At 46.8% G+C, this 20,358-nt stretch carries 17 protein-coding genes; 6 read left to right on the plus strand and 11 right to left on the minus strand.

From position 1 onward, the window contains the following. Positions 1-12: 12 nt before the first annotated feature. From I4W93_RS04920 to malQ, 9 genes are all read right to left on the minus strand, one after another. Positions 13-735, minus strand: a complete 723-nt coding sequence (locus I4W93_RS04920) for a hypothetical protein (protein ID WP_205310497.1) — start codon at positions 733-735, stop codon at positions 13-15. A 7-nt stretch (positions 736-742) separates the two neighbouring features. Continuing rightward, on the minus strand, positions 743-2,116 hold the full coding sequence (locus I4W93_RS04925; protein ID WP_205310496.1) for an ankyrin repeat domain-containing protein: 1,374 nt from the start codon (positions 2,114-2,116) through the stop codon (positions 743-745). 62 nt (positions 2,117-2,178) lie between these two features. Then, positions 2,179-2,841, minus strand: coding sequence for a hypothetical protein (locus tag I4W93_RS04930; protein WP_205310495.1), 663 nt, complete (start codon positions 2,839-2,841; stop codon positions 2,179-2,181). A 7-nt stretch (positions 2,842-2,848) separates the two neighbouring features. Then, positions 2,849-4,201 carry an ankyrin repeat domain-containing protein gene (locus tag I4W93_RS04935; protein ID WP_205310494.1) on the minus strand — a complete coding sequence of 451 codons (1,353 nt, stop codon included), beginning with the start codon at positions 4,199-4,201 and terminating at the stop codon, positions 2,849-2,851. Positions 4,202-4,455: 254 nt separating this feature from the next. Further along, a complete protein-coding gene (gene purT, locus I4W93_RS04940; RefSeq protein ID WP_205310493.1) occupies positions 4,456-5,658 on the minus strand; it encodes a formate-dependent phosphoribosylglycinamide formyltransferase in 1,203 nt (400 codons plus the stop codon). Next, positions 5,655-7,184, minus strand: coding sequence for an NADP-dependent phosphogluconate dehydrogenase (gnd, locus tag I4W93_RS04945; RefSeq protein ID WP_205310492.1), 1,530 nt, complete (start codon positions 7,182-7,184; stop codon positions 5,655-5,657). Before gnd ends, purT begins: the two co-directional genes overlap by 4 nt. A gap of 96 nt (positions 7,185-7,280) precedes the next feature. Continuing rightward, positions 7,281-9,347: a glycogen debranching protein GlgX gene (gene glgX, locus I4W93_RS04950; protein WP_205310491.1), complete on the minus strand. Its 2,067-nt coding sequence runs from the start codon at positions 9,345-9,347 to the stop codon at positions 7,281-7,283. A 33-nt stretch (positions 9,348-9,380) separates the two neighbouring features. Then, positions 9,381-11,570: a 1,4-alpha-glucan branching protein GlgB gene (glgB, locus tag I4W93_RS04955; RefSeq protein WP_205310490.1), complete on the minus strand. Its 2,190-nt coding sequence runs from the start codon at positions 11,568-11,570 to the stop codon at positions 9,381-9,383. A 42-nt stretch (positions 11,571-11,612) separates the two neighbouring features. Then, positions 11,613-13,808 (minus strand): 4-alpha-glucanotransferase, encoded by a 2,196-nt coding sequence (gene malQ / locus I4W93_RS04960; RefSeq protein ID WP_205310489.1) that lies wholly within the window; start codon positions 13,806-13,808, stop codon positions 11,613-11,615. A gap of 198 nt (positions 13,809-14,006) precedes the next feature. Between malQ and gap the strand changes: the two genes are divergently transcribed. Together gap and I4W93_RS04970 are read left to right on the plus strand one after the other, a co-directional pair. Further along, complete coding sequence (gene gap, locus I4W93_RS04965; protein ID WP_205310488.1) at positions 14,007-15,017, plus strand: type I glyceraldehyde-3-phosphate dehydrogenase; 1,011 nt, start codon at positions 14,007-14,009, stop codon at positions 15,015-15,017. Positions 15,018-15,229: 212 nt separating this feature from the next. Continuing rightward, positions 15,230-16,075, plus strand: a complete 846-nt coding sequence (locus I4W93_RS04970) for a D-hexose-6-phosphate mutarotase (protein ID WP_205310487.1) — start codon at positions 15,230-15,232, stop codon at positions 16,073-16,075. A gap of 56 nt (positions 16,076-16,131) precedes the next feature. On the opposite strand, the gene I4W93_RS04975 is transcribed toward I4W93_RS04970, so the two are convergent. Further along, positions 16,132-16,386: a hypothetical protein gene (locus I4W93_RS04975; protein ID WP_224673260.1), complete on the minus strand. Its 255-nt coding sequence runs from the start codon at positions 16,384-16,386 to the stop codon at positions 16,132-16,134. A gap of 16 nt (positions 16,387-16,402) precedes the next feature. Continuing rightward, complete coding sequence (locus I4W93_RS04980) at positions 16,403-16,792, minus strand: hypothetical protein (protein ID WP_205310486.1); 390 nt, start codon at positions 16,790-16,792, stop codon at positions 16,403-16,405. Positions 16,793-17,068: 276 nt separating this feature from the next. On the opposite strand from I4W93_RS04980, the gene ccoN reads away from it, so the two are divergent. From ccoN to ccoP, 4 genes are read left to right on the plus strand one after another with little or no spacing between them, the layout of a single operon-like run. Continuing rightward, positions 17,069-18,496, plus strand: a complete 1,428-nt coding sequence (gene ccoN / locus I4W93_RS04985; RefSeq protein WP_205310485.1) for a cytochrome-c oxidase, cbb3-type subunit I — start codon at positions 17,069-17,071, stop codon at positions 18,494-18,496. A gap of 10 nt (positions 18,497-18,506) precedes the next feature. Continuing rightward, on the plus strand, positions 18,507-19,118 hold the full coding sequence (ccoO, locus tag I4W93_RS04990) for a cytochrome-c oxidase, cbb3-type subunit II (RefSeq protein ID WP_205310484.1): 612 nt from the start codon (positions 18,507-18,509) through the stop codon (positions 19,116-19,118). A gap of 5 nt (positions 19,119-19,123) precedes the next feature. After that, positions 19,124-19,303 carry a cbb3-type cytochrome oxidase subunit 3 gene (locus tag I4W93_RS04995; RefSeq protein WP_205310483.1) on the plus strand — a complete coding sequence of 60 codons (180 nt, stop codon included), beginning with the start codon at positions 19,124-19,126 and terminating at the stop codon, positions 19,301-19,303. Continuing rightward, positions 19,296-20,279 (plus strand): cytochrome-c oxidase, cbb3-type subunit III, encoded by a 984-nt coding sequence (gene ccoP / locus I4W93_RS05000; RefSeq protein ID WP_205310482.1) that lies wholly within the window; start codon positions 19,296-19,298, stop codon positions 20,277-20,279. The genes I4W93_RS04995 and ccoP overlap by 8 nt, the downstream gene beginning before the upstream one ends. Positions 20,280-20,358: the final 79 nt, after the last annotated feature.

A 20,358-nucleotide genomic window follows, 5' to 3' on the forward strand; every position in this document is an offset into this window, starting at 1 on the left:
ATCCCCAAATTTTTATCTTCGATATACACCTACGGAACTTAACCAACGCGCAATTAAGTTTCGTTGTTTATGTATCGACGCAAGCCTAAACTGTTCCAATGCTAGTGCCAACTCCGCTGAGATAAAAACCAAACTCTTTTCAGGTCCATTTACAACATGAAGAGTAAGTAATCCTGTTTGCTCAAACATAATTTGTTGTATTAATTGGCATACTAATGGCGGCCAGCTGCTGTTATTCGGAGTAAAAACCACGGAATATGATTTTGCAGTCAATTGAATTTGCAAAAGTAAATCATAACTGGTTCCTGCAACCTCAGTGCAGTTAACGGATTTAACCTGCAGCTGCAATGCTTGCAGGCTTTTACTTAGCTGATCAACAATGACACTAGAATCCATCAAGTTACAGAAGTAATTATTTTTGATAAAACGCTTTTCATGCCATATAAACGCATTAAGCAAACACATCACGCCGTTTGGCAACACTGCAGCAAACTCACTCTCAGGAACTGCTTCAAAGCGGCGATATTTGAGCAATACAGCCAAAGACTTTGGATACCATTGTTCCTGCAGGTTTCGATGTTCGCGATACCAGCGCTCATCAATAAAGCCTTCCTGATTTAACAGCGTAAACAGCGTTTTCAACACTGTGGGGCTGTGGCTAGCAGATGTTTTTTGCTCAAGTAGTTCATAACTCTGTGGCAAATTTGTCTGTTTTTCAGATACTTTCTTTATCATGACACTATTACGCTAAGCCAGGTAACATTTGTAAGATCACTGCTTGCACCTGCTCTACCGGCAAAGCTGCCTCGGCTTGATAAGGAATATCAACGTTAAGTGGAAAACTTGGCATCTCAGCTACCCCCTCTCGTTCAAATGATATACGAAACAACTCGCCATAGATCTGAGCCGCAATTGTGATGCTACCGGCAGAGTATGAAACCTTTTTTGTTTTGCCCAGATGCACTGCATCATTGTAGGTATCAGCAAACAGACTATTACGCACGTCATTCAAAGCATCGCTTTGTGCTAGCAGCAAAAGAAGTTCGCCAACCCTGCTGTCTGGGTAACCTCGCTTCAACCGAGTTCCAGCGGCTGACCAGCTATCAGCCTGGCCTTCAGCTTTACGTTTTTGCTTTGGCGGAGCAGCAGGTAAACTCGCTTTAGCGTCAATGCGGTCTTTATACGGGCTGTCTTTAAAGTATTTCCTGTCTTCTGCGTAAAACATGCCGCGCTTTTTCAGTGCCAGATACAGCTCGTAACAGATGTCATGATAACCATCCTTGCAGGCTACGCTTAACGGTGTGCGGCCATTGTTATTGCAAACCGAAGGGTCAGCACCAGCCGCTAGTAATTGTCTAATGGCTTCGACAGAGCGATGCACCTGTGTATAGTGCGTCATTCTGGATGAGGTGATTTCAACATCACCGCAGGCAAATAACAGCGGTGTATTACCGGCATGGTTCGTAATATTAACGTCGGCACCCAATGCAAGCAGTTCAGGAACAATGCAAGATACTTCTGTTTGAACAGCAAGCATAAGTGGATTGTATTTGTTAAATTTATCAAAAGCGTTGATGTCTGCCCCGTGTTGTGTCAACGCAGCGATAATATTTAACAGCGCTTGCTTTTTGGCTGGATCAGTAACCTGTTTCTTATAGTCCTGGATTGGTGAGGTGAAATATCCCCCCTCTTTGCATTCTGCCAACAAACCACACACATAAAGTAAGTGAGGTTGTTTACAAAGGGCTGGCTTTGCCCCTGCCTGCAATAAAGCGTGGATAATCGGCTCAATTTCAAGGACATTAAAACGCATACCATAGCACGCCTGGCTTAGCGGACAATATCGATCACGTTGATGTTGTTGAGGCTTAACACCAGCCTCCAACAGCATCAAACAAACTGCAATATTCTTTTTAATCGCAGCGTCATCGTCGTAGCAAATAACATCGTTTATTTGTGCGAGGAGTTCATTAAGTAAGGGTAATTTTCGTTCGCCGTAGCGCAACAAATCCGGATTGAGGCCTTGCTCTTGAATTACCCGCGAAATGCGTGAAGCCGCGTCACTATGCTGCAAAAGCGCTTTAATCTCATCCTGCGTCAGTGTTTTCTTACTCATACTAGTTAATGATCCGGTTTAAATGGCTGGTTAGACACTGTTTATATTTGCTCGCCCCAAAGCTATTTTCGAATTGACGCAAAACCTGTTTGTTCAAGCGTTTGTCCCAGAAAAGGTGAAATAAACACCATACTCTTGCCTGGAACGTGTAGTGAAAGCAAGTGATATTGCTCAAACATGATTTTTTGCACCAATTTCCAAACGCGCGGCGGCCAACTGTTTTTGCGTGGAACGAAGCTAGTCGTGTAGGTTTGGTTTTCTAACACTATAGTTAACGCCAGATCGTAGCTGGTGCCTGCGATTTCTTCACAATTTATCGACTCGACAGGCAGCCCTAATGCACGCAGGGTTTTTCTAAGCACTTTAATAATATTGGTTTTTTGCATTAAGTCTTCATAACCGTTGTTTATCATAAACCGCCGGTCGTGGTAGATGAAAGCATTGTTAAGATCGGCGATACAATCGGGTTCTAATGAACCAAACTCCTCATCAGGAATGGCATCATACTCACGATACTTCATTAACAACGCTAAAGAGTTAGGATGCCACTCTTCCAGATACTCTCGCTGTTCTCTGTACCAGCGAGCATCAATAAACCCCTCTTGTTTAAGCAAAGCAAACAACATTTTAAGTGTCAGGGAGTTACCGATATCAGGGTCTTTAATATCGAGCAAGTCATAACTTTTTGGATGAACTGCAGGTTTAGCAGATATTTTCTTAACCATGACACTACTACTCTAAGCCCGGCAACATTTGTAAGATCACGGCTTGTACTTGTGCTACCGGTAAAGTCGCGTCAGCTTCATAAGGAATATCAACACTAAGCGGAATATCATCAGTGCAAATCGGACGCTCGCAATTAAACGATATACTAAATATTTTGCGATAAATGTCATCGTTAACGGTGATGCTACCGGCAACGTAGGACACTTTTTTTGTTTTGCCAATATGAACTGCATCGCCGTAGGTATCTGCAAACAGGCGGTTTCGCACGTCAATTAAGGCCTCACTTTGTACGAGCTGCAAAATAAGTTCTCCTAATTTACTCTCGGAGTAGCGCGTTAAACGAGCGCCGGCAGCAACCCAGCTTTCAGCCTGGCCTTCTGGTTTACGTTTTTGCTTTGGTGGCGCCGTTGCTAAGCCCGCTTTTGCATCAATGCGGTCTTTATACGGGCTGTCTTTAAAGTACTTTCTATCATCGGCATAAAACATACCGCGTTCTTTCAGCGCCAGATACAACTCGTAACAGATATCATGATAACCGCCTTTGCTGGCAACACTTAACGGAGTGCGGCCATTGTTATTGCAAACCGAAGGGTCAGCACCAGCCGCCAGTAATTGCTTGACCGCTTCGACAGAGCGATTATTTTTCACGCCAGTCACTTCGACATCACCACAGGCAAACAACAGCGGGGTATTACCTGCATGATTTGTAATATTAACGTCTGCACCCAAAGTAAGCAGTTCAGGAACAATGCAAGATAACTCTGTTTGAACGGCCAGAATCAGCGGATTATATTTGTTAAATTTATCAAAAGCGTTGATGTCTGCACCGTGCAGTGTCAACGCAGTAACAATGTTAACCAAAGCCTGTTTCTTATCAGGATCAGTGCCCTGCTCTTTATAACCATGGATTGGAGAAGCTAAATAGCCTGACTCCTGGCACTCTGAAATTAAGCCGCAAACAAAAAGTAAATGAGTTTTTTTACACAGTGCTGGCTTCGCTCCTGCTTGCAATAAGGCATGTATTACAGGCTCAAGCTCAATCACATCCATACGCACCGATTCACAGGCAAGGCTAAGTGGGCAGTATTTGTCGCGTTGAATTTTTTGTGGGTTAACGCCGGCTTTAAGCAGGGCAACACAGACAGAAATATTTTTTCTAGCCGCAGGACCGTAGAGACTACTTCTATTTATGTCTACCAACAGCTCATTTAATAATGGCAGTTTTCGCTCACCATAGCGCAGCGAATCGGCATTAATTCCTTCCTGCTCCATTAACTGAATAATTTTTACTGCAGCATCACTATTACGCAACACTTGCGTTATTTGATCCTGGGTAAGGGTTTTGTTTTTTCCACTCATCGCAATTCTCTAGTTATTATATTCACGACCAAACGAGAAACAAAAATGGCGCAGTGTTGCATTTAAATAGCTTTTTATGCGCTGCTATTTTCGTATCGATAGGCACCGTTGTTCGACTATGACTTCGCCTATTTGTTATATTCCGAGCAGACATTGATGCTAGTGGATTTTATTAGCAAAGTGAACAACTTATTTACAAAAGCAGGCATAAAAAAACCACCCTCAGGTGGTTTTTATGCAGCATTATAACAATCTTATTTCAGTGTCACGCTTAGTTTGCTAATCACGTTAAGCGCTTTTTGCGTTGCCGCTTCTACAGTGTCACTTAACGCCAGTGCTACACCCATCCGGCGCTCGCCTTGTACTTCCGGCTTGGCGAAAATACGCAGCTCGGTATCCGGCTCGGCTAAAGCGTCAGCCAAACCATGGTACTGAATATCGGCACTGTTGCCTGGTACTAATAACACCGCAGAGGCTGCCGGGCCGTATTGCTTAATTTGCGGTATCGGCAAGCCTAAAATTGCGCGGGCATGCAAAGCAAACTCACTTAGTTGCTGCGATATCAAGGTAACCATACCGGTATCATGTGGCCGGGGTGATACTTCAGAGAAATACACCGTATCACCTTTAATAAACAGCTCTACGCCAAATAAACCATAACCACCTAAAGCTTCTACCACCGCTTTAGCGTAGCTTTTCGCCGTTTCAAAGGCGGCACTGCTCATGGCCTGTGGCTGCCAGCTTTCACGATAATCGCCTTTTTCCTGCCGATGGCCTATCGGTGCACAATATTGAATACCGGACACCGAATTTACCGTTAACAGCGTAATTTCGTAATCGAAGTCGACAAAGCCTTCTACTATAACCCTGCCCTTACCGGCGCGTCCGCCTTCCTGAGCGTAAACCCAGGCCGCATCCAGATCGGCGTCCGAACGCAGCACGCTTTGCCCTTTGCCACTGGATGACATGATGGGTTTAACTACGCAAGGGTAACCAATGGTGTTCACCGCAGCGATAAAGCTGTCTTTATCACTGGCAAAAACAAAAGGTGAGGTTGCCAGCTGTAATTCTTCTGCCGCTAAACGGCGAATACCTTCACGGTTCATAGTCAGATTAACCGCTTTGGCACTGGGTACTACATTAAAGCCGCAGTCTTCCAGTTCAATTAACACTGACGTGGCAATAGCTTCCAATTCGGGCACGATTAAGGCCGGCTTTTCACTTATTACCAATTGACGCAAGGCGGCGTTATCTAACATCGACATCACCACCGCTTTATCTGCAACTTGCATAGCCGGCGCATTCGGGTAGCGGTCTACCGCTATTACTTCACAGCCATAGCGTTTTAGTTCGATACACAGCTCTTTACCTAATTCGCCTGCACCTAATAACAACACTTTGGTGCTGCTGGCAGTACCCGGGGTGCCAATATGTTGAATGTTGTGTCGGATTGTCATTTTATTTTCACCATCGGCCGGTCTTTATGGCTCCAGTCTACGTGGAACATTTTGCCCTTGGCTTTGTCGGTACGTTCGAAGGTATGAGCACCAAAATAATCGCGCTGACCCTGCAATAAATTAGCGGGTAATACTGCCGTACGGTATGAATCATAGTAACTCAGCGCCGAACTTAACGCAGCCACCGGAATACCGGCTAAGGTGGCGTTGGCAACAGCTTTACGCCAATTCTGCTGATAAATAGATATTTGTTTGGCAAAAAATGGATCTAACAACAAATTCTCTAATTCGTCATTGCGCTCATAGGCTTCGGTAATAGACTGCAAAAATACCGCGCGGATAATACAGCCAGCACGCCAGATTTTGGCAATTTCGGCAAAGTTAAGCTGCCAGCTATGCTCGTCGGCGGCGGTTTTCATCAAATGGAAACCCTGTGCATAAACGCATATTTTGGCGCAATATAGCGCATCGTGTAGTGCCTGAATGATGTCTTCTTTTTGCTCAGGAGAAATCAAGCTTTGCGCCGGGCCGGCTAACACAGTAGCTGCCTTTACCCGTTCATGTTTTAGTGCAGATAGCGAGCGCGCGTATACCGCTTCTGCAATGGTCGGTGATGGGCTACCCAGTTGCAAACTGCTCACCGCGGTCCACAAGCCGGTGCCTTTTTGGCCAGCTTTATCCATGATGACGTCTACCAGCGGTAAACCGGTTTCTGAATCTTTTGTCGCCAATACATCAGCACTAATACCAATTAAATAACTGTGCAGCTTGCCTTCATTCCAACCTTTAAATACCTCGGCAATCTCTGCTGCAGTCATGCCTAAAATGTCACGCATTACCTGATAGGCTTCGCAAATAAGCTGCATATCAGCATATTCGATACCGTTGTGTACCATTTTCACATAATGGCCAGAGCCGCTTGGGCCAATGTAGGTGGCACAGGGTTCACCTTCTGTTACCGGGTTACCCGGTTCGAAGCGCTCAATGGGCTTGCCGGTTGCGGGGTCTACTTTAGCTGCAATGGCTTGCCACAGAGGTTTGATGCGTGTCCAGGCATAAGGGTCACCGCTAGGCATTAATGACGGGCCAAAACGAGCCCCTACTTCGCCACCTGATACGGCGGTAGAAAAGAAAATAAACTTGCCTTCAAAGTCTTTTTCCCGCGCTACGGTGTCGGTCCACAGGCTATTACCGGTATCAACAATGATATCGTCGGCTTGAATACCGGCGTCGATTAATTTGTGGCAGACATCGTCCACCGGTTTACCAGCGGGTACGGATAATACAATAAGGTGAGGTGCTGATAGTCGTGATAATAATTCCGTGTAAGAGCTGCATGCGATAACACGGGCGGGTTTATCACCACGCTCGGCTTTATCTTGTGCCAGTACAGCTTCCAGCTTATGGTGGTCGAGGTCAAAAGCAGCAACGCGATAGCCGTTATCTGCCAGGTTAAGGATAAGATTTTTACCCATTACACCGGCGCCGACAAAACCGATATCACAAAGTGCAGCTGTGTCTGTCATCTGACATTCCTTCATTATGTTTCACGGGTACACGCCTAAGCACTGCCTGGGGCATGTCTAAACGGGCGGCATTATACTGAAAAGGGCCAGATAAACCTACCGCCAGACAGAGATACTGTGCGCATTTTGCTGATATTGCTGTAACGGAATGGCTTGTTTTTGCAGCATACCTTTATTAACGCTGGTATCGAACAGCTGCTGCCAGGCTCGCTCAGGTAAGTGCAAATTAAGCAGCTGATCACTGGCATTAAAAACAAACAACACACTGTTTTTATTAGCTTTGTTGCTTATCTGAAACACACAGCTAAAGCGCTCGGGGTCGTGCCAGTCGTGTTGTTGTTTTTCGCTGCCATCAGGTAAATACCAGTTAATCTGGTGTTTATCGCCATGCAATTGATAACTGTCATCAAGCAAGGACAATTGCTGGAAACAACCGTACGTGCGCCGGAATGTCAACATCTGTCGGACGAAATTGAGAAAATCTTCTTCGTCACTATCCAGATGCCAGTCTAGCCAGCTGATGTCGTTGTCCTGGCAGTATGCATTATTGTTACCACGCTGAGTGTGGCTGAGTTCATCACCGCCTAGCCAGTGGATCATGCCCTGGCTTAACATTAACGTGGCCACCAGGTTACGCTTATGCAAATAACGATTGGTCAATACCGTAGGGTCTTTGCTTGGCCCCTCTACACCATGATTGCAACTTAAATTGTGGCCGTGCCCGTCGCGATTTTCTTCGCCATTTAGCCAGTTATGCTTATCTTTGTAGCTGACCAGATCATGTAAGGTGAAACCATCGTGGTAGGTTAAATAATTTACGCTACAGCAGGCAGGCTTGTGGTGCTTTTGAAAAATATCCCGTGAGCCCAGCAGCCGTGTCGTAAATTCTGGTAACACACCTTTGTCCGCGCGCCAAAAGGCGCGAAACGTATCGCGACATTTGTCATTTAACTCTGACCAATGCGGTGGAAACTGACCAAGCTGGTATCCCATGGGGCCAACATCCCACGGTTCGGCTATCAGTTTAGCGCTTGATAACACCGGATCTTGCGCAATAATCTGAAAGAAGGCGGCATAAGGAGTAAAGCGTTTATGCTCACGCGCAAGTGTGGTAGCTAAATCAAAACGAAAGCCGTCTACCTGCATCTCGGTTAACCAGTAACGCAGCGCATCCAACACCAGCTTTTGCACTACCGGGTTAGCCACATTTAGTGTATTACCGCAGCCAGTGTAATTGCAGTTATGACTAAAATCAGTAATGTCGGCGTGACTCTCAAATAAATAATAATGTTTATTTGCCAGCCCACGAAAACTTAACAGCGGACCATCTTCGCCAGCTTCTGCAGTGTGGTTAAACACCACATCTAAAATAACTTCAATACCAGCTTGATGATAACTACGTACCAGGGTTTTAAACTCGGTTACGGCATCGTTCAGCTGATAGCGTGGCTCGGGCGCGAAAAAACTTACCGGGTTGTAACCCCAGTAATTACTCAGTTGCAATTTATTTAAGCGCGGTTCACTCATAAAGGCAGCTACCGGCAACAACTGCAAAGTGGTTATACCCAATTGCTGCAAGTGTTTAATTACCGCCGGATGGCACAGCCCCAGGTAGGTGCCGCGCAGTTCTTCCGGCACCTCGGGATGTAGCATGGTCATACCTTTAACATGCGCTTCGTAAATAACGGTTTTTTCTCGCGCTATGCCCGGTTTAACGGTGCCCTGCCAGTCAAACTCAGCTGAGTGTAATACGCCCTTGGCCAGCATGTAGTGGCTTTTGGTGCGATACAGTCGTTCATTGAAACTTAGGCTACGGTTAAGTTGTTTTACGTAGGGGTCAAGCAGTACGCGCTCGCCATCGAACACCAGGCCGGTCTCTGCATTGCAGGGACCGTCGGCTTTAAAGGCGTATAAGGTGCCGGGTTCAATACCGCTTATCTGTAGGTGCCAAATTTCACCGGTACGTGCGGTAAAAGTAAGTTCAGCTAATAACTCTTCTGTATCCGGTTGGAACAGGCACAATGTTAATGCTGTTGCATCTGGTGCAAATACGGCAAAGTTCCAGCAGCTAATGCCTGCCGCATTGTCTGTGCGAACAACGGTTGCGCCCAGCGGTGCTGCTGATCCTACAGATGATGTTAGTAGCGCTATGTGCTGATTCATTGCAAACGACTTCTCTATTAATACCAAATGTGGCTACGCTTGGCGCTTTTTACGTAAATATAAGGTAGCTAACGGAGGTAGCTGCAAGCAAATATGTTGTGCCAGGCCATGATAAACGCCAGTGTTGCTGTGCAATGTACTGCCCACCACGTAATTGCTGCCCCAATAGTATTCGCTGTCCGTATTGAGAATAACCTCATACTCACCACTGTGCTCAACGCCTAGCAGAAAGTTACTACGTGGCAGTGGTGTAAAATTACACACCACATAAATGGCATCACCTGAGCTATCCCGGCGTAAAAAACTTAGTGTGCTGTTGTCAGCGTCCTGATGATCCAGCCAACGAAAGCCATCATGACTATAATCCAGTTCATACAAGGGGGCACAGCGACGGTAAGTGTGGTTTAGGTCGCGTAAAAGCTGTTGCATGCCACGGTGTTTTTCAAAATCAAGTAAATGCCAGTCCAGGCTTTGCATATGGCTCCATTCACTGGCCTGTGCTAGCTCATTACCCATAAAGTTTAGCTTTTTGCCCGGGTGGGCAAACATAAAGGCATAATAGGCCCGCAGATTGGCGGCTTGTTGCCATTCATCACCGGGCATTTTGTTTAGCAAACTGCCTTTACCGTGCACTACCTCGTCATGTGAGAGCGGTAGTATAAAATTTTCGTTGTAGGCATACACCATGGAAAACGTTAAATCGTTATGGTGATAGCGCCGATATGCTGGATCTTTACTGATATAGCGCAGGCTATCGTTCATCCAGCCCATATTCCACTTAAAGCCAAAACCCAAGCCGCCCATATCAACCGGTCGCGAAACCATTGGAAATGACGTGGACTCTTCGGCAATGGTTATAGCCTGGGGGAACTTACTGTACACTTCAGTATTAAACCAACGAAACAAACTGATCGCTTCATAGTTATGATTGCCGCCATCAATATTCGGGATCCATTCGCCTTCATTGCGTGAATAGTCCCAATACAGCATCGATGCCACTGCATCCACTCGCAGGCCATCAATATGAAAGTGCTCCAGCCAATACAGCGCGCTGGCGACCAAAAACTGCCGGACGTAGTTGTTGCCGTAATCGTATATGCAAGAGTTCCAATCTGGATGCCAACCACGGCGCGGATCTTCATACTCATATAAATGGCTGCCGTCAAAACGGGCTAAGCCGTGGCCGTCTTCTGGAAAGTGTGCCGGCACCCAATCTAAGATCACGCCGATGCCGGCTTGGTGGCAGGCATCAACAAAATATTTAAAATCATCCGGGCTACCAAAGCGTGACGTAGGCGCAAATAGCCCCAGCGGTTGGTAACCCCAGGAACCATCAAATGGATGTTCCATAACAGGTAACAATTCAATATGGGTATAGCCCATGTCGAGTATGTATGGAATAAGTTGCTCTGCTAACTGGCGATAACTCAACGGTTGATTATCATCACCGCGTCGCCAGCTACCCGCTTGCAGCTCATAAATGCTCATCGGGCTGGAAAGTGGGTCGACGGGTTTACGATTACGCCAGTCAACATCTTGCCATTGATAGTGCGTATGGTCATAGACTAATGAAGCGTGTGATGGATACTGCTCAGCATAAAATGCCATCGGATCAGATTTGTGTGGTAGTAGATGCCCGTTGCGGTCTTTAATCTCAAATTTATAACGCACGCCTGCCGCCACTTCAGGGACCACTAGCACCCAATGGCCGCAATGCGTACGCTGCATTGGTTGTGCCCTGCCGTCCCAATTATTCATATCACCGATTAAGCTGACAGCACTGGCATTGGGGGCAAAAACAGCAAAACGGGTAGCGTTAATAGTTTTGCTGCCATGCTCAAGCTGAATTAATTGCGCACCCAGTTGACGATACAAGTTCTCTGGTTGGCTAGCGACATAGTGCACAGCATAATAGGCTTCGTCGGTAAACTGGTAAGGGTCTAGCAATTGATAACTATAGGTTGCTGTCTTAACGCTGAGGAAATAGGCTTCGGCTTTACGCTTTTTGGCCAGCACCAGCTCAAATACGCCCGGATAATCGGCATGAAGTGTCAACTCGCCAAGCGGCTTACCCGTCTTGGCAGATAATGCCGTTACTGCAGTGGCATTTGGCAAATAGACTCGCAACAGCAGCCCTACCGTGCTGTCGGCTTTTAATGGCTGCCAACCCAATATTGAAAATGGTTCAGCACACTTTACCTGTTGCAACAGCGCTAACGTCATAAACTGTCCTTATAATTCATTGTGATTCAAGCTCAACATAAACTACACCTTACGCGATTGGCTTACTGCGACAAACAGCTGGCTAATGTCCTCGCGCTGGCTCCACACCTCTATTGGTTGCGTTAATTTTCGACGCCAGTTTGGATATTCGTCACTGGTTCCAGGAATGTTTACCGGCGGCGTCATCTCCAGCGCATCTTCCAATTGCAAACACAGCAACTGGCTACTACCTGCAGCCAAATGACGTTGCAAGGCATAGTTGAGTGTCGTGTCCATGCCAAGATGCTCTACACTGCGGGCATAATCGGTTGGTAACAGCGGTTCACCATTGAGTGAATGGCCATGCAGTGAATCCAGAATACGTTGTTTATTAGCGTGGCGTTGGGCATAAAGCTGCTGCAGTTGTGCTTCGTCTTTATACAGCCCTAATTGCTGGCCTAAACGCAAATCTTCACAGTGCCAAAAGCCAATTAATGTCGGCAGATCATGTGTAGTCAGTGTTGCCATGGCTTGCAATGGGTAATGCGCAGGTGAAATATAGCCGCCATCCGCTGCAGTTTCAAAAAAGAATACCCGGTACGAATATACGCCATATTCAGCCAACAATTCGCGAATACCGTCAGGTACAGTGCCCAAGTCTTCGCCAATGATAACGGCACGTTGGCGCTGGCTTTCCAGTGCCAAAATGCCGAGCAAATCCATGATCGGATAATACACATAGGCGCCACCACTGGCATTTTCGGCGGTTTTTGGTACCCACCACAACCGCAATAGCGCCATTACGTGGTCAATTCTTAGTGCGCCGGCATGCTGCATATTGGCACGCAGCAGATCAATTATTGGCTGATAGCCTTGCCTATACAGCTGATAAGGGTACATCGGTGGCAAGCCCCAATTTTGCCCGGCTGGCCCCAATGGATCCGGTGGTGCACCGACACTGGCGTCGCGGCAATACAACTGCGGGTTAGCCCAAATCTCAGTGGAGGCTTCACTAACGCCTACGGCTAAGTCGCGATACAGGCCCAGCAACATGCCGGCGTCTTTAGCAACCTGCTGCGCAGCAGCCAGTTGCTGCTGAGCAATAAATTGTAAATAGCAGTAATAATCCAATTCAGCTTTATGCTGTTTGGCAAACTGCATCACGGCTTTAGATGTCGGATCTCGATACTGCTCTGGCCACACCGGCCAGCCCCATTGCATTTGATCTTGCTGGTATAAATGCACATGCAGCGCATCATACAGCGCCAATTGCAGTAAGCTATCGCCACCTTGCTGTTTAAACAGTTTAAACGCCTTATTCAGCGCCTTGGCACTGCCCGTGCTGTGTTCGGTAAACCAGTGGTACAGGCTTTTCATTACGGGGAGCTTCAACTGCATAACGCCGCTGTAATCAACATGGTCTTTAGCGCGCTGTTCAGACAACAGCTGCACAAAAGCGGGTGCGGTCACCATACTTTGGCTGCGGGCACAGTCGGCAAACCCTGGCATCGCTGTTACGTCGATATAGCTGATATTAAGCCAGCGTCGTGACGACGGGCTATAAGGGCTGGCACTTTCAGGCAGTGCAGGATACAGCGCATGAATGGGGTTTAAACCAACAAAATCAGCACCCACACTGGCTAAATAGCGCAGGGTGTTGCTCAAATCAGTAAAGTCCCCAATCCCCCAGTTACGCATTGAGCGTAAGCCATACAGCTGCAATGCTATGCCCCACTGCTTTTGCTGGCTGAACGCGTCTGGCTGATAGCAGTGACCTGGTGTGACAATCAAGCGCTGCGTCGCGACACCTTCTAGTAGTTGAATATTATGGTAGCCTGTTGGCAACACTACGCCCAAATCGTGCTGATATTGCTGATATTCAACGTCATCCAGCACCACAACCTGCACCAACTGGCCTTCTACCGGTGTCAGGTTGACTGTCTGATGCTGGCCATCTTCAGCTGTAATGACTAGCGTTAGTTCGGTGTTGGCTTGTTCTAACGTTACTTGCAACATGACATGCAGTGGCTCGTCTGCACGCTGCACAGATACTGCTGGCAACACCTGCTGCCAATAATCTAGTTGTTGCTGTAATAACTGCAAACGGGCTATGTCATCATCTTCTGTATCAAACCCCTGCGCTTCAAGCAGTTGCAACTGATGTGACTCACTGACCGTGCCAGGCTTACCCCAGGCATCATTAAAGTGAGTTTCGATGCCACAAAATGCGATCAGTTCAGCCATTAAGGCGGCGTCCATGAGAAATCCTTAGTCTTGTCAGTTGGCTATTGCTCATTCTAGGCGGCATTGCTGCTAATGTCATTGTTCATTTGTGTCATTTAATTACATGAAATACCGCTTATAACGGTTTTAAACTTGAAAAAGTTGCTAAATAATGTAATTTTACAACATATATTATTAGTTTAGTTTCAGAACAGCTATTTTAACGAGGTTACTATGACAATTCGTGTTGCAATTAACGGTTTTGGCCGCATTGGCCGCAATGTACTGCGCGCTTTATATGAAAGTAGCAAAAACTACGATATTAAGGTTGTGGCTATTAACGACTTGGGTGACGCTGCAATTAACGCACATTTGCTAAAATATGATACGGCGCATGGTATCTTCGCTGCTAATGTTGAGCACAGTGACAAAGCGATTTTTGTAAACCAGGATGAAATTTCAACCTTAAGTGAGCGCAATCCGGCTAACTTACCGTGGAAACAACTCAATGTAGATGTCGTGCTGGAATGTACAGGCTTGTTTACCGATCGCAAATCTGCTGGCGCGCATCTGGAAGCCGGTGCGAAAAAAGTGATTATCTCTGCCCCGGCAAAAGATGTTGATGCCACTATTGTGTACGGTGTAAACCAACACATTTTAACGCCGCAAATGAACATTATTTCCAACGCATCTTGTACCACTAACTGCTTAGCGCCAATTGCTAAGCCGCTAAATGATGTATTGGGGATTGAGTCTGGCTTAATGACCACTATTCATGCTTACACCAACGATCAACGGCTGAGTGACGTGTATCACACCGACGTGCGCCGCGCCCGCGCAGCTGCTATGTCGATGATCCCCACCAAAACCGGTGCAGCGGCGGCAGTAGGTCTGGTGGTACCGGAGCTGGTAGGTAAATTTGACGGTTTAGCCGTACGGGTACCAACACTGAACGTATCGTTAGTTGATTTAACCTTTATTGCTGGGCGCAATACCTCTATTGATGAAGTAAACCAAATTATACGCAATGCGTGCACCGGTGGTGCGATGGCAGATGTATTAGCGGTTAACGACTTACCGTTAGTGTCGGTAGACTTTAACCATAATCCGAAGTCGTCCATTTTTGATGCGACAGAAACCCGTGTTAACGGTCGACTGGTTAAAGTAATGAGCTGGTACGACAATGAATGGGGTTTCAGCAACCGTATGCTGGATAACACTGTAGAGTTTATGAAGCACGCTTAAGATATTGCACACTGACACAGCCAGCTTTATGCTGGCTGTTTTAATTTGCAGCAGGTACTAATGCCCGACTGCGATAGCAAAGGGGCCGAACTTTTTTCGTAACAGCGGCGGGGATGCCGCGCAGGCTGAGACAGCACAGGGATGTGCTGTAGAAGGCAGTGAAGAAAAAATGTCCGGCCCCTTTTTGTTTTCAAATTTAACGGAGAGGTGGTATGCCACGGGCTTCTATTAGTCAACAAACCGGCTTTGCACATTTAACTGACTTGCCCTGTATAAAACTGCAATACGGTGCTGCCAGCGCTGTGATCTCGCTGTACGGTGGCCAGGTGTTGTCTTATCAACCACAACCCGACACCGAATTGCTATGGGTATCACCACTGGCCAGTTGGCAACAACATACACCTATACGCGGCGGCGTGCCGGTATGCTGGCCATGGTTTGGTGCGGTAGCGCCAGAACTAAACCCGCAGCAACAGCCATTGCCAAATCATGGCGTGGTTCGTACTAAACTTTGGCAGTTAAGCGGGCAAACTCAAAGACCAGCCGGGGTAAGCGTTACACTAGCTGTAACACTAGATGATTTAGCTTTTTATCAAGGCTCTGTTACGTTGACCTTGTGCGTTGAATTAGCTGATACGCTAAGTATCACACTGCATTGCAGCACGGCTATGTTACAACAGGCAGCACTACATAGTTATTTCGCCGTTGAAAATATCAGCCAGGCTGCTGTGCAGCCGTTGCCGCTGACGTATTTGGACAAGCTCAGTGGTGGTATGGTGCAGTCGGATAGTAGTTGCGCAGTATTTAACGCCGAGGTAGACCGGATCTATCCACAGGCCGGTGAAACATTACGATTGCAGCATGCCCATGGCGATATTGCTATCAGGCAGAGTGGCCATGACGCGGCAGTTGTCTGGAATCCGTGGCGAGATAAAAGCCGCCAAGCTGCCGATCTGGCTGATGACAGTTATCAGCAGTTTGTTTGTGTGGAAACGGCTCGACTACAGTTGCACGATGCGGCCGAACTTACGCTGGTGCAGCAACTGCGACGGCTTTAGTGCTGTCAATTTCAGAGCTATTGACGTCAATTCCATTTATATAGGTAATACCGATATCAGTAGCCGGGATTTTTTAAGAACTGTTTTAAATCCTGTTGCGGGTAACCAAGCTGCCCTAACAGCTGCGGTAGTTCGTCCATTGGCATGTAGACATTTTCAAAATGCTCAACAATGCCATACAGATCAGCCCCCTGCTCTTTCAAGCGCTGTGCCGTCGCCAGATGGATATTACGTACAAATTCACTGGTCATTTGCTTTACCCCAACAGTTAGTTGACGCCCGATACTGGCGATATTTTCAACAAATCTCAAGCAATAAAACCATGTTTTAACGCCAACTGGAACGAAACTGTTGTTTTATGGAGCGTTTTTTTCCATTTATAAACTCAAGCTCTAATTGCACCTGCCATTGCATTTCCGGATCGCTACAGGCACCTAGTAAGAAATCTGCTTGCCATAATTTACCCTGTCGACTAAACCGCAGCGGCACCCGTCCCATATACATAGTTACGCCGTTGAGCTCCCCCGTTACAGATGCCAACTCGCTGGAAATAAGTTGCAACTGCAAAAGCGTTTCTACGGGCGCATGCTCTGGTATCAGCTGTAGTTGCAGTTGACTGTCTTGCAGCAAAATTAAAGGTGTACCTGGTGCTGTATCGATGGGTTGACAGCCAGACAGCCCACAAGCAAACATGAGTAAGCAATATATTAACCGCATAAATGCGCCTGAAAACAGAATATAACCGTATTGTACGCAGTTTTAATGAAAAGCTTCAAACAATAGCTACACTTGGTTATTTGCTGAGCAAAGACTTTGTTCTAAATCATAATATGGGTTGTTTTTTCTATCTTTTCAGGGGTGAAACCCTTAATATGCAGGCCTTAATTGGTAGGGAAAATATTGCTAACATTGGGTGTTTTTTCTACCTATAACAAGAATGGCTGCGCAAACAGCCAGTATCAGTAACCAGCACAAACTGCAGCGGAACTCAACATGAGCCAGACCAATTCGTTAAATGTTGACTACAACTATAGCGTTGTCCGCCTCTTTGCCTTAACCACCGTTTTTTGGGGGATTATTGGCATGGCGGTGGGCGTGTTAATTGCAGCCCAGTTATACTGGCCAGCATTGAACTTCGATACGCCTTGGTTGACCTATAGTCGCCTTCGTCCTTTACACACTAACGCAGTTATTTTTGCGTTCGGTACCAGCGCTCTGTTCGCTACCAGCTATTACATCGTGCAACGTACTTGTCAGGTACGCTTGTTTGCCGAAAAGCTGGCGATGTTTACCTTCTGGGGCTGGCAAGCCGTGATTGTGGCGGCAGTAATAACCCTGCCAATGGGTTATACCAGCAGTAAAGAATACGCTGAACTGGAATGGCCTATCGATATTTTAATTACCCTGGTCTGGGTATCTTACGCCATAGTATTTTTTGGTACCTTGGTAAAACGCAAAACCAGTCACATCTATGTAGCCAACTGGTTTTTAGGTAGTTTTATTCTTACTGTTGCCGCGCTGCACATTGTTAACAGTATGGCGGTTCCGGTTAGTGCGTTTAAATCCTATTCAATTTATGCCGGTGCTGTGGACGCGATGATTCAGTGGTGGTATGGCCATAATGCCGTAGGTTTCCTGTTAACTGCCGGCTTCCTTGGCATGATGTACTACTTTGTACCAAAGCAAGCTGGTCGGCCGGTGTATTCGTACCGCTTGTCGATTGTGCACTTCTGGGCGCTTATTGCGTTATATATTTGGGCTGGCCCACACCATTTACACTACACCGCACTACCAGACTGGACACAGTCACTGGGTATGGTGATGTCGGTGGTACTGTTTGTGCCAAGTTGGGGCGGTATGATCAACGGTATCATGACGCTGTCTGGTGCCTGGCATAAGCTGAAAACAGACCCTATTCTGCGCTTCTTAATTGTGTCGCTGTCGTTCTACGGCATGTCAACTTTTGAAGGCCCGATGATGGCAATAAAGTCGGTAAATGCGCTGTCGCACTATACAGATTGGACCATCGGCCATGTGCATTCTGGTGCTTTGGGCTGGGTGGCGATGATCTCTATCGGTGCCATCTATCATTTAATCCCGGTGCTGTATAACCAGGGCCGGATGTATAGCATTTCGCTGATTAACACTCACTTCTGGCTACACACCATTGGCGTGGTGTTGTATATCGTTGCTATGTGGATATCAGGTATTACTCAGGGCATGATGTGGCGCGCGGTCAACACCGACGGCACCCTTACCTACAGCTTTGTGCAAAGTCTGGAAGCGTCAATGCCATTTTATTTGATGCGCTTTATTGGTGGTGTGTTTGTGGTCGCTGGTATGTTGCTGATGGCTTATAACGTGTACAAAACGGTACGCGCTAAAGATGAATCATTGCAACCTGTGCCAGCAGCGGCGTAAGAGGTAAATCATGTCGAATAAAAATCATCACGACAAAATTGAAAGAAGCGTTGGTCTGTTAGCAATATTAAGTATTGTCGCCATCAGCTTTGGTACTTTAGTGCTTATTACACCGCTGTTTTTTATGGATGAAACCACGCAACCGGTAGATGGTATGCAGCCTTACACTGCCCTGCAGTTGGAAGGCCGTGATATCTATATCCGTGAAGGCTGCGTTGGTTGTCACAGCCAGATGATCCGGCCATTTCGTGCTGAAGTTGAGCGCTATGGCCATTACTCTGTGGCGGGTGAAAGCGTTTGGGATTACCCATTTCTGTGGGGCTCTAAACGTACCGGCCCGGATTTGGCTCGCGTAGGACAGCGTTACAGCGATGACTGGCATTATGCGCATTTGATGGACCCGCGTTCTGTTGTGCCACAGTCAAATATGCCTGGCTATCCCTGGTTGGATAAAAATGTGTTAGACGGAAAGCACACGGCGAAAAAAATGACTGTATTACAAGGCTATGGTGTGCCGTACAGCGATGAAGATATCGCCGCGGCATCAGCCGCTGTGCAAGGTAAAACTGAAATGCAGGCCTTGATTGCTTATTTGCAATCACTTGGCACACATCTGAAGTAATGCCAATGGAATACGCAACCATACACAGTATTTTTACCGTGATTTTGTTCGTTAGCTTTGTTGCCTTTGTTATCTGGGCATACAGCAAAAAGCGCAAGTCAGATTTTGATCAAGCGGCAAACTTAGTGTTTGACGATGAGCAAAAAGCACAACAAAAAACCAAACAGGAGTCGGATCATGAGTAGCTTTTGGAGTGCTTGGATCATAGTGTTAACCCTACCGGTGCTGATTGGCTGCGCCGTGTTATTAAAATGGAACTTAACCAACCATGTTGGTGTTCCGGAAGATCAGGTTACCGGCCATGAAGTGGATGGTATAGAGGAAATAAACAACCCGTTACCGCGCTGGTGGACTTATATGTTTGTGCTGACACTGGTGTGGTCAGTATATTATCTGGCCGCCTACCCTGGATTAGGTAACTGGCAAGGTTTCTTGGGCTGGACCAGTTCCAACCAGGGAATTAAGTCGCTGCAAGAGTCACAAGCCGCGGTTGAGACAGCTAAAGCTGAAGGACTTAACGTTGAGCTGGACCGTGAGATATTTCGAGCTAATGAAGTATATGGACCGGTGTTTCAGCAGTTTGCCCAACGAGACGTGTTGGATTTAGCTTACGATGATGCTGCGATAAAAATCGGCCAGCGCTTGTTCTTACAAAACTGCGCTTTGTGCCATGGCTCAGATGCCCGTGGTCAGCATGGCTTTCCAAACTTGACCGACAATGACTGGCTATATGGCGGCACACCAGACAAAATCAAAGAAACCTTACTCTATGGCCGTAAAGCGGCGATGCCAGCCTGGTTTGACGCCTTAGGTGAGCAAGGTATCAAAGAAATGACGGCCTATGTGCTTAGCTTGTCTGGCCGCACTGTTAATGACCGTGAAGCGGAAGCTGGCAAAGCCAAGTTTGCTTTATGTGCCGCTTGTCATGGTGCTGACGGCAAAGGTAGTCTGGCGCACAATCTGCCATTTGGGGCACCTAACCTGACCGACAATATTTGGTTATATGGTGCATCTGCCGGTGCAGTGCAAGAAACACTGACAAAAGGCCGTTATGGTCAGATGCCGGCGTTTAAACAAACATTGGGCGAAGATAAAGTACATATTCTTACTGCTTACGTCTACCGCTTAGCACATCCTGAACCTATTGCCGTAGCTAAGTAAACTGGTTTGTTAGTGTACCTTTCTAAGCCCCGTTTTGGGGCTTAGTTATATAAAATGCAGTTAGTGTTTTATCATGTGC

The organism is Rheinheimera maricola (assembly GCF_016918075.2).
Taxonomy (GTDB): domain Bacteria; phylum Pseudomonadota; class Gammaproteobacteria; order Enterobacterales; family Alteromonadaceae; genus Alishewanella; species Alishewanella maricola_A.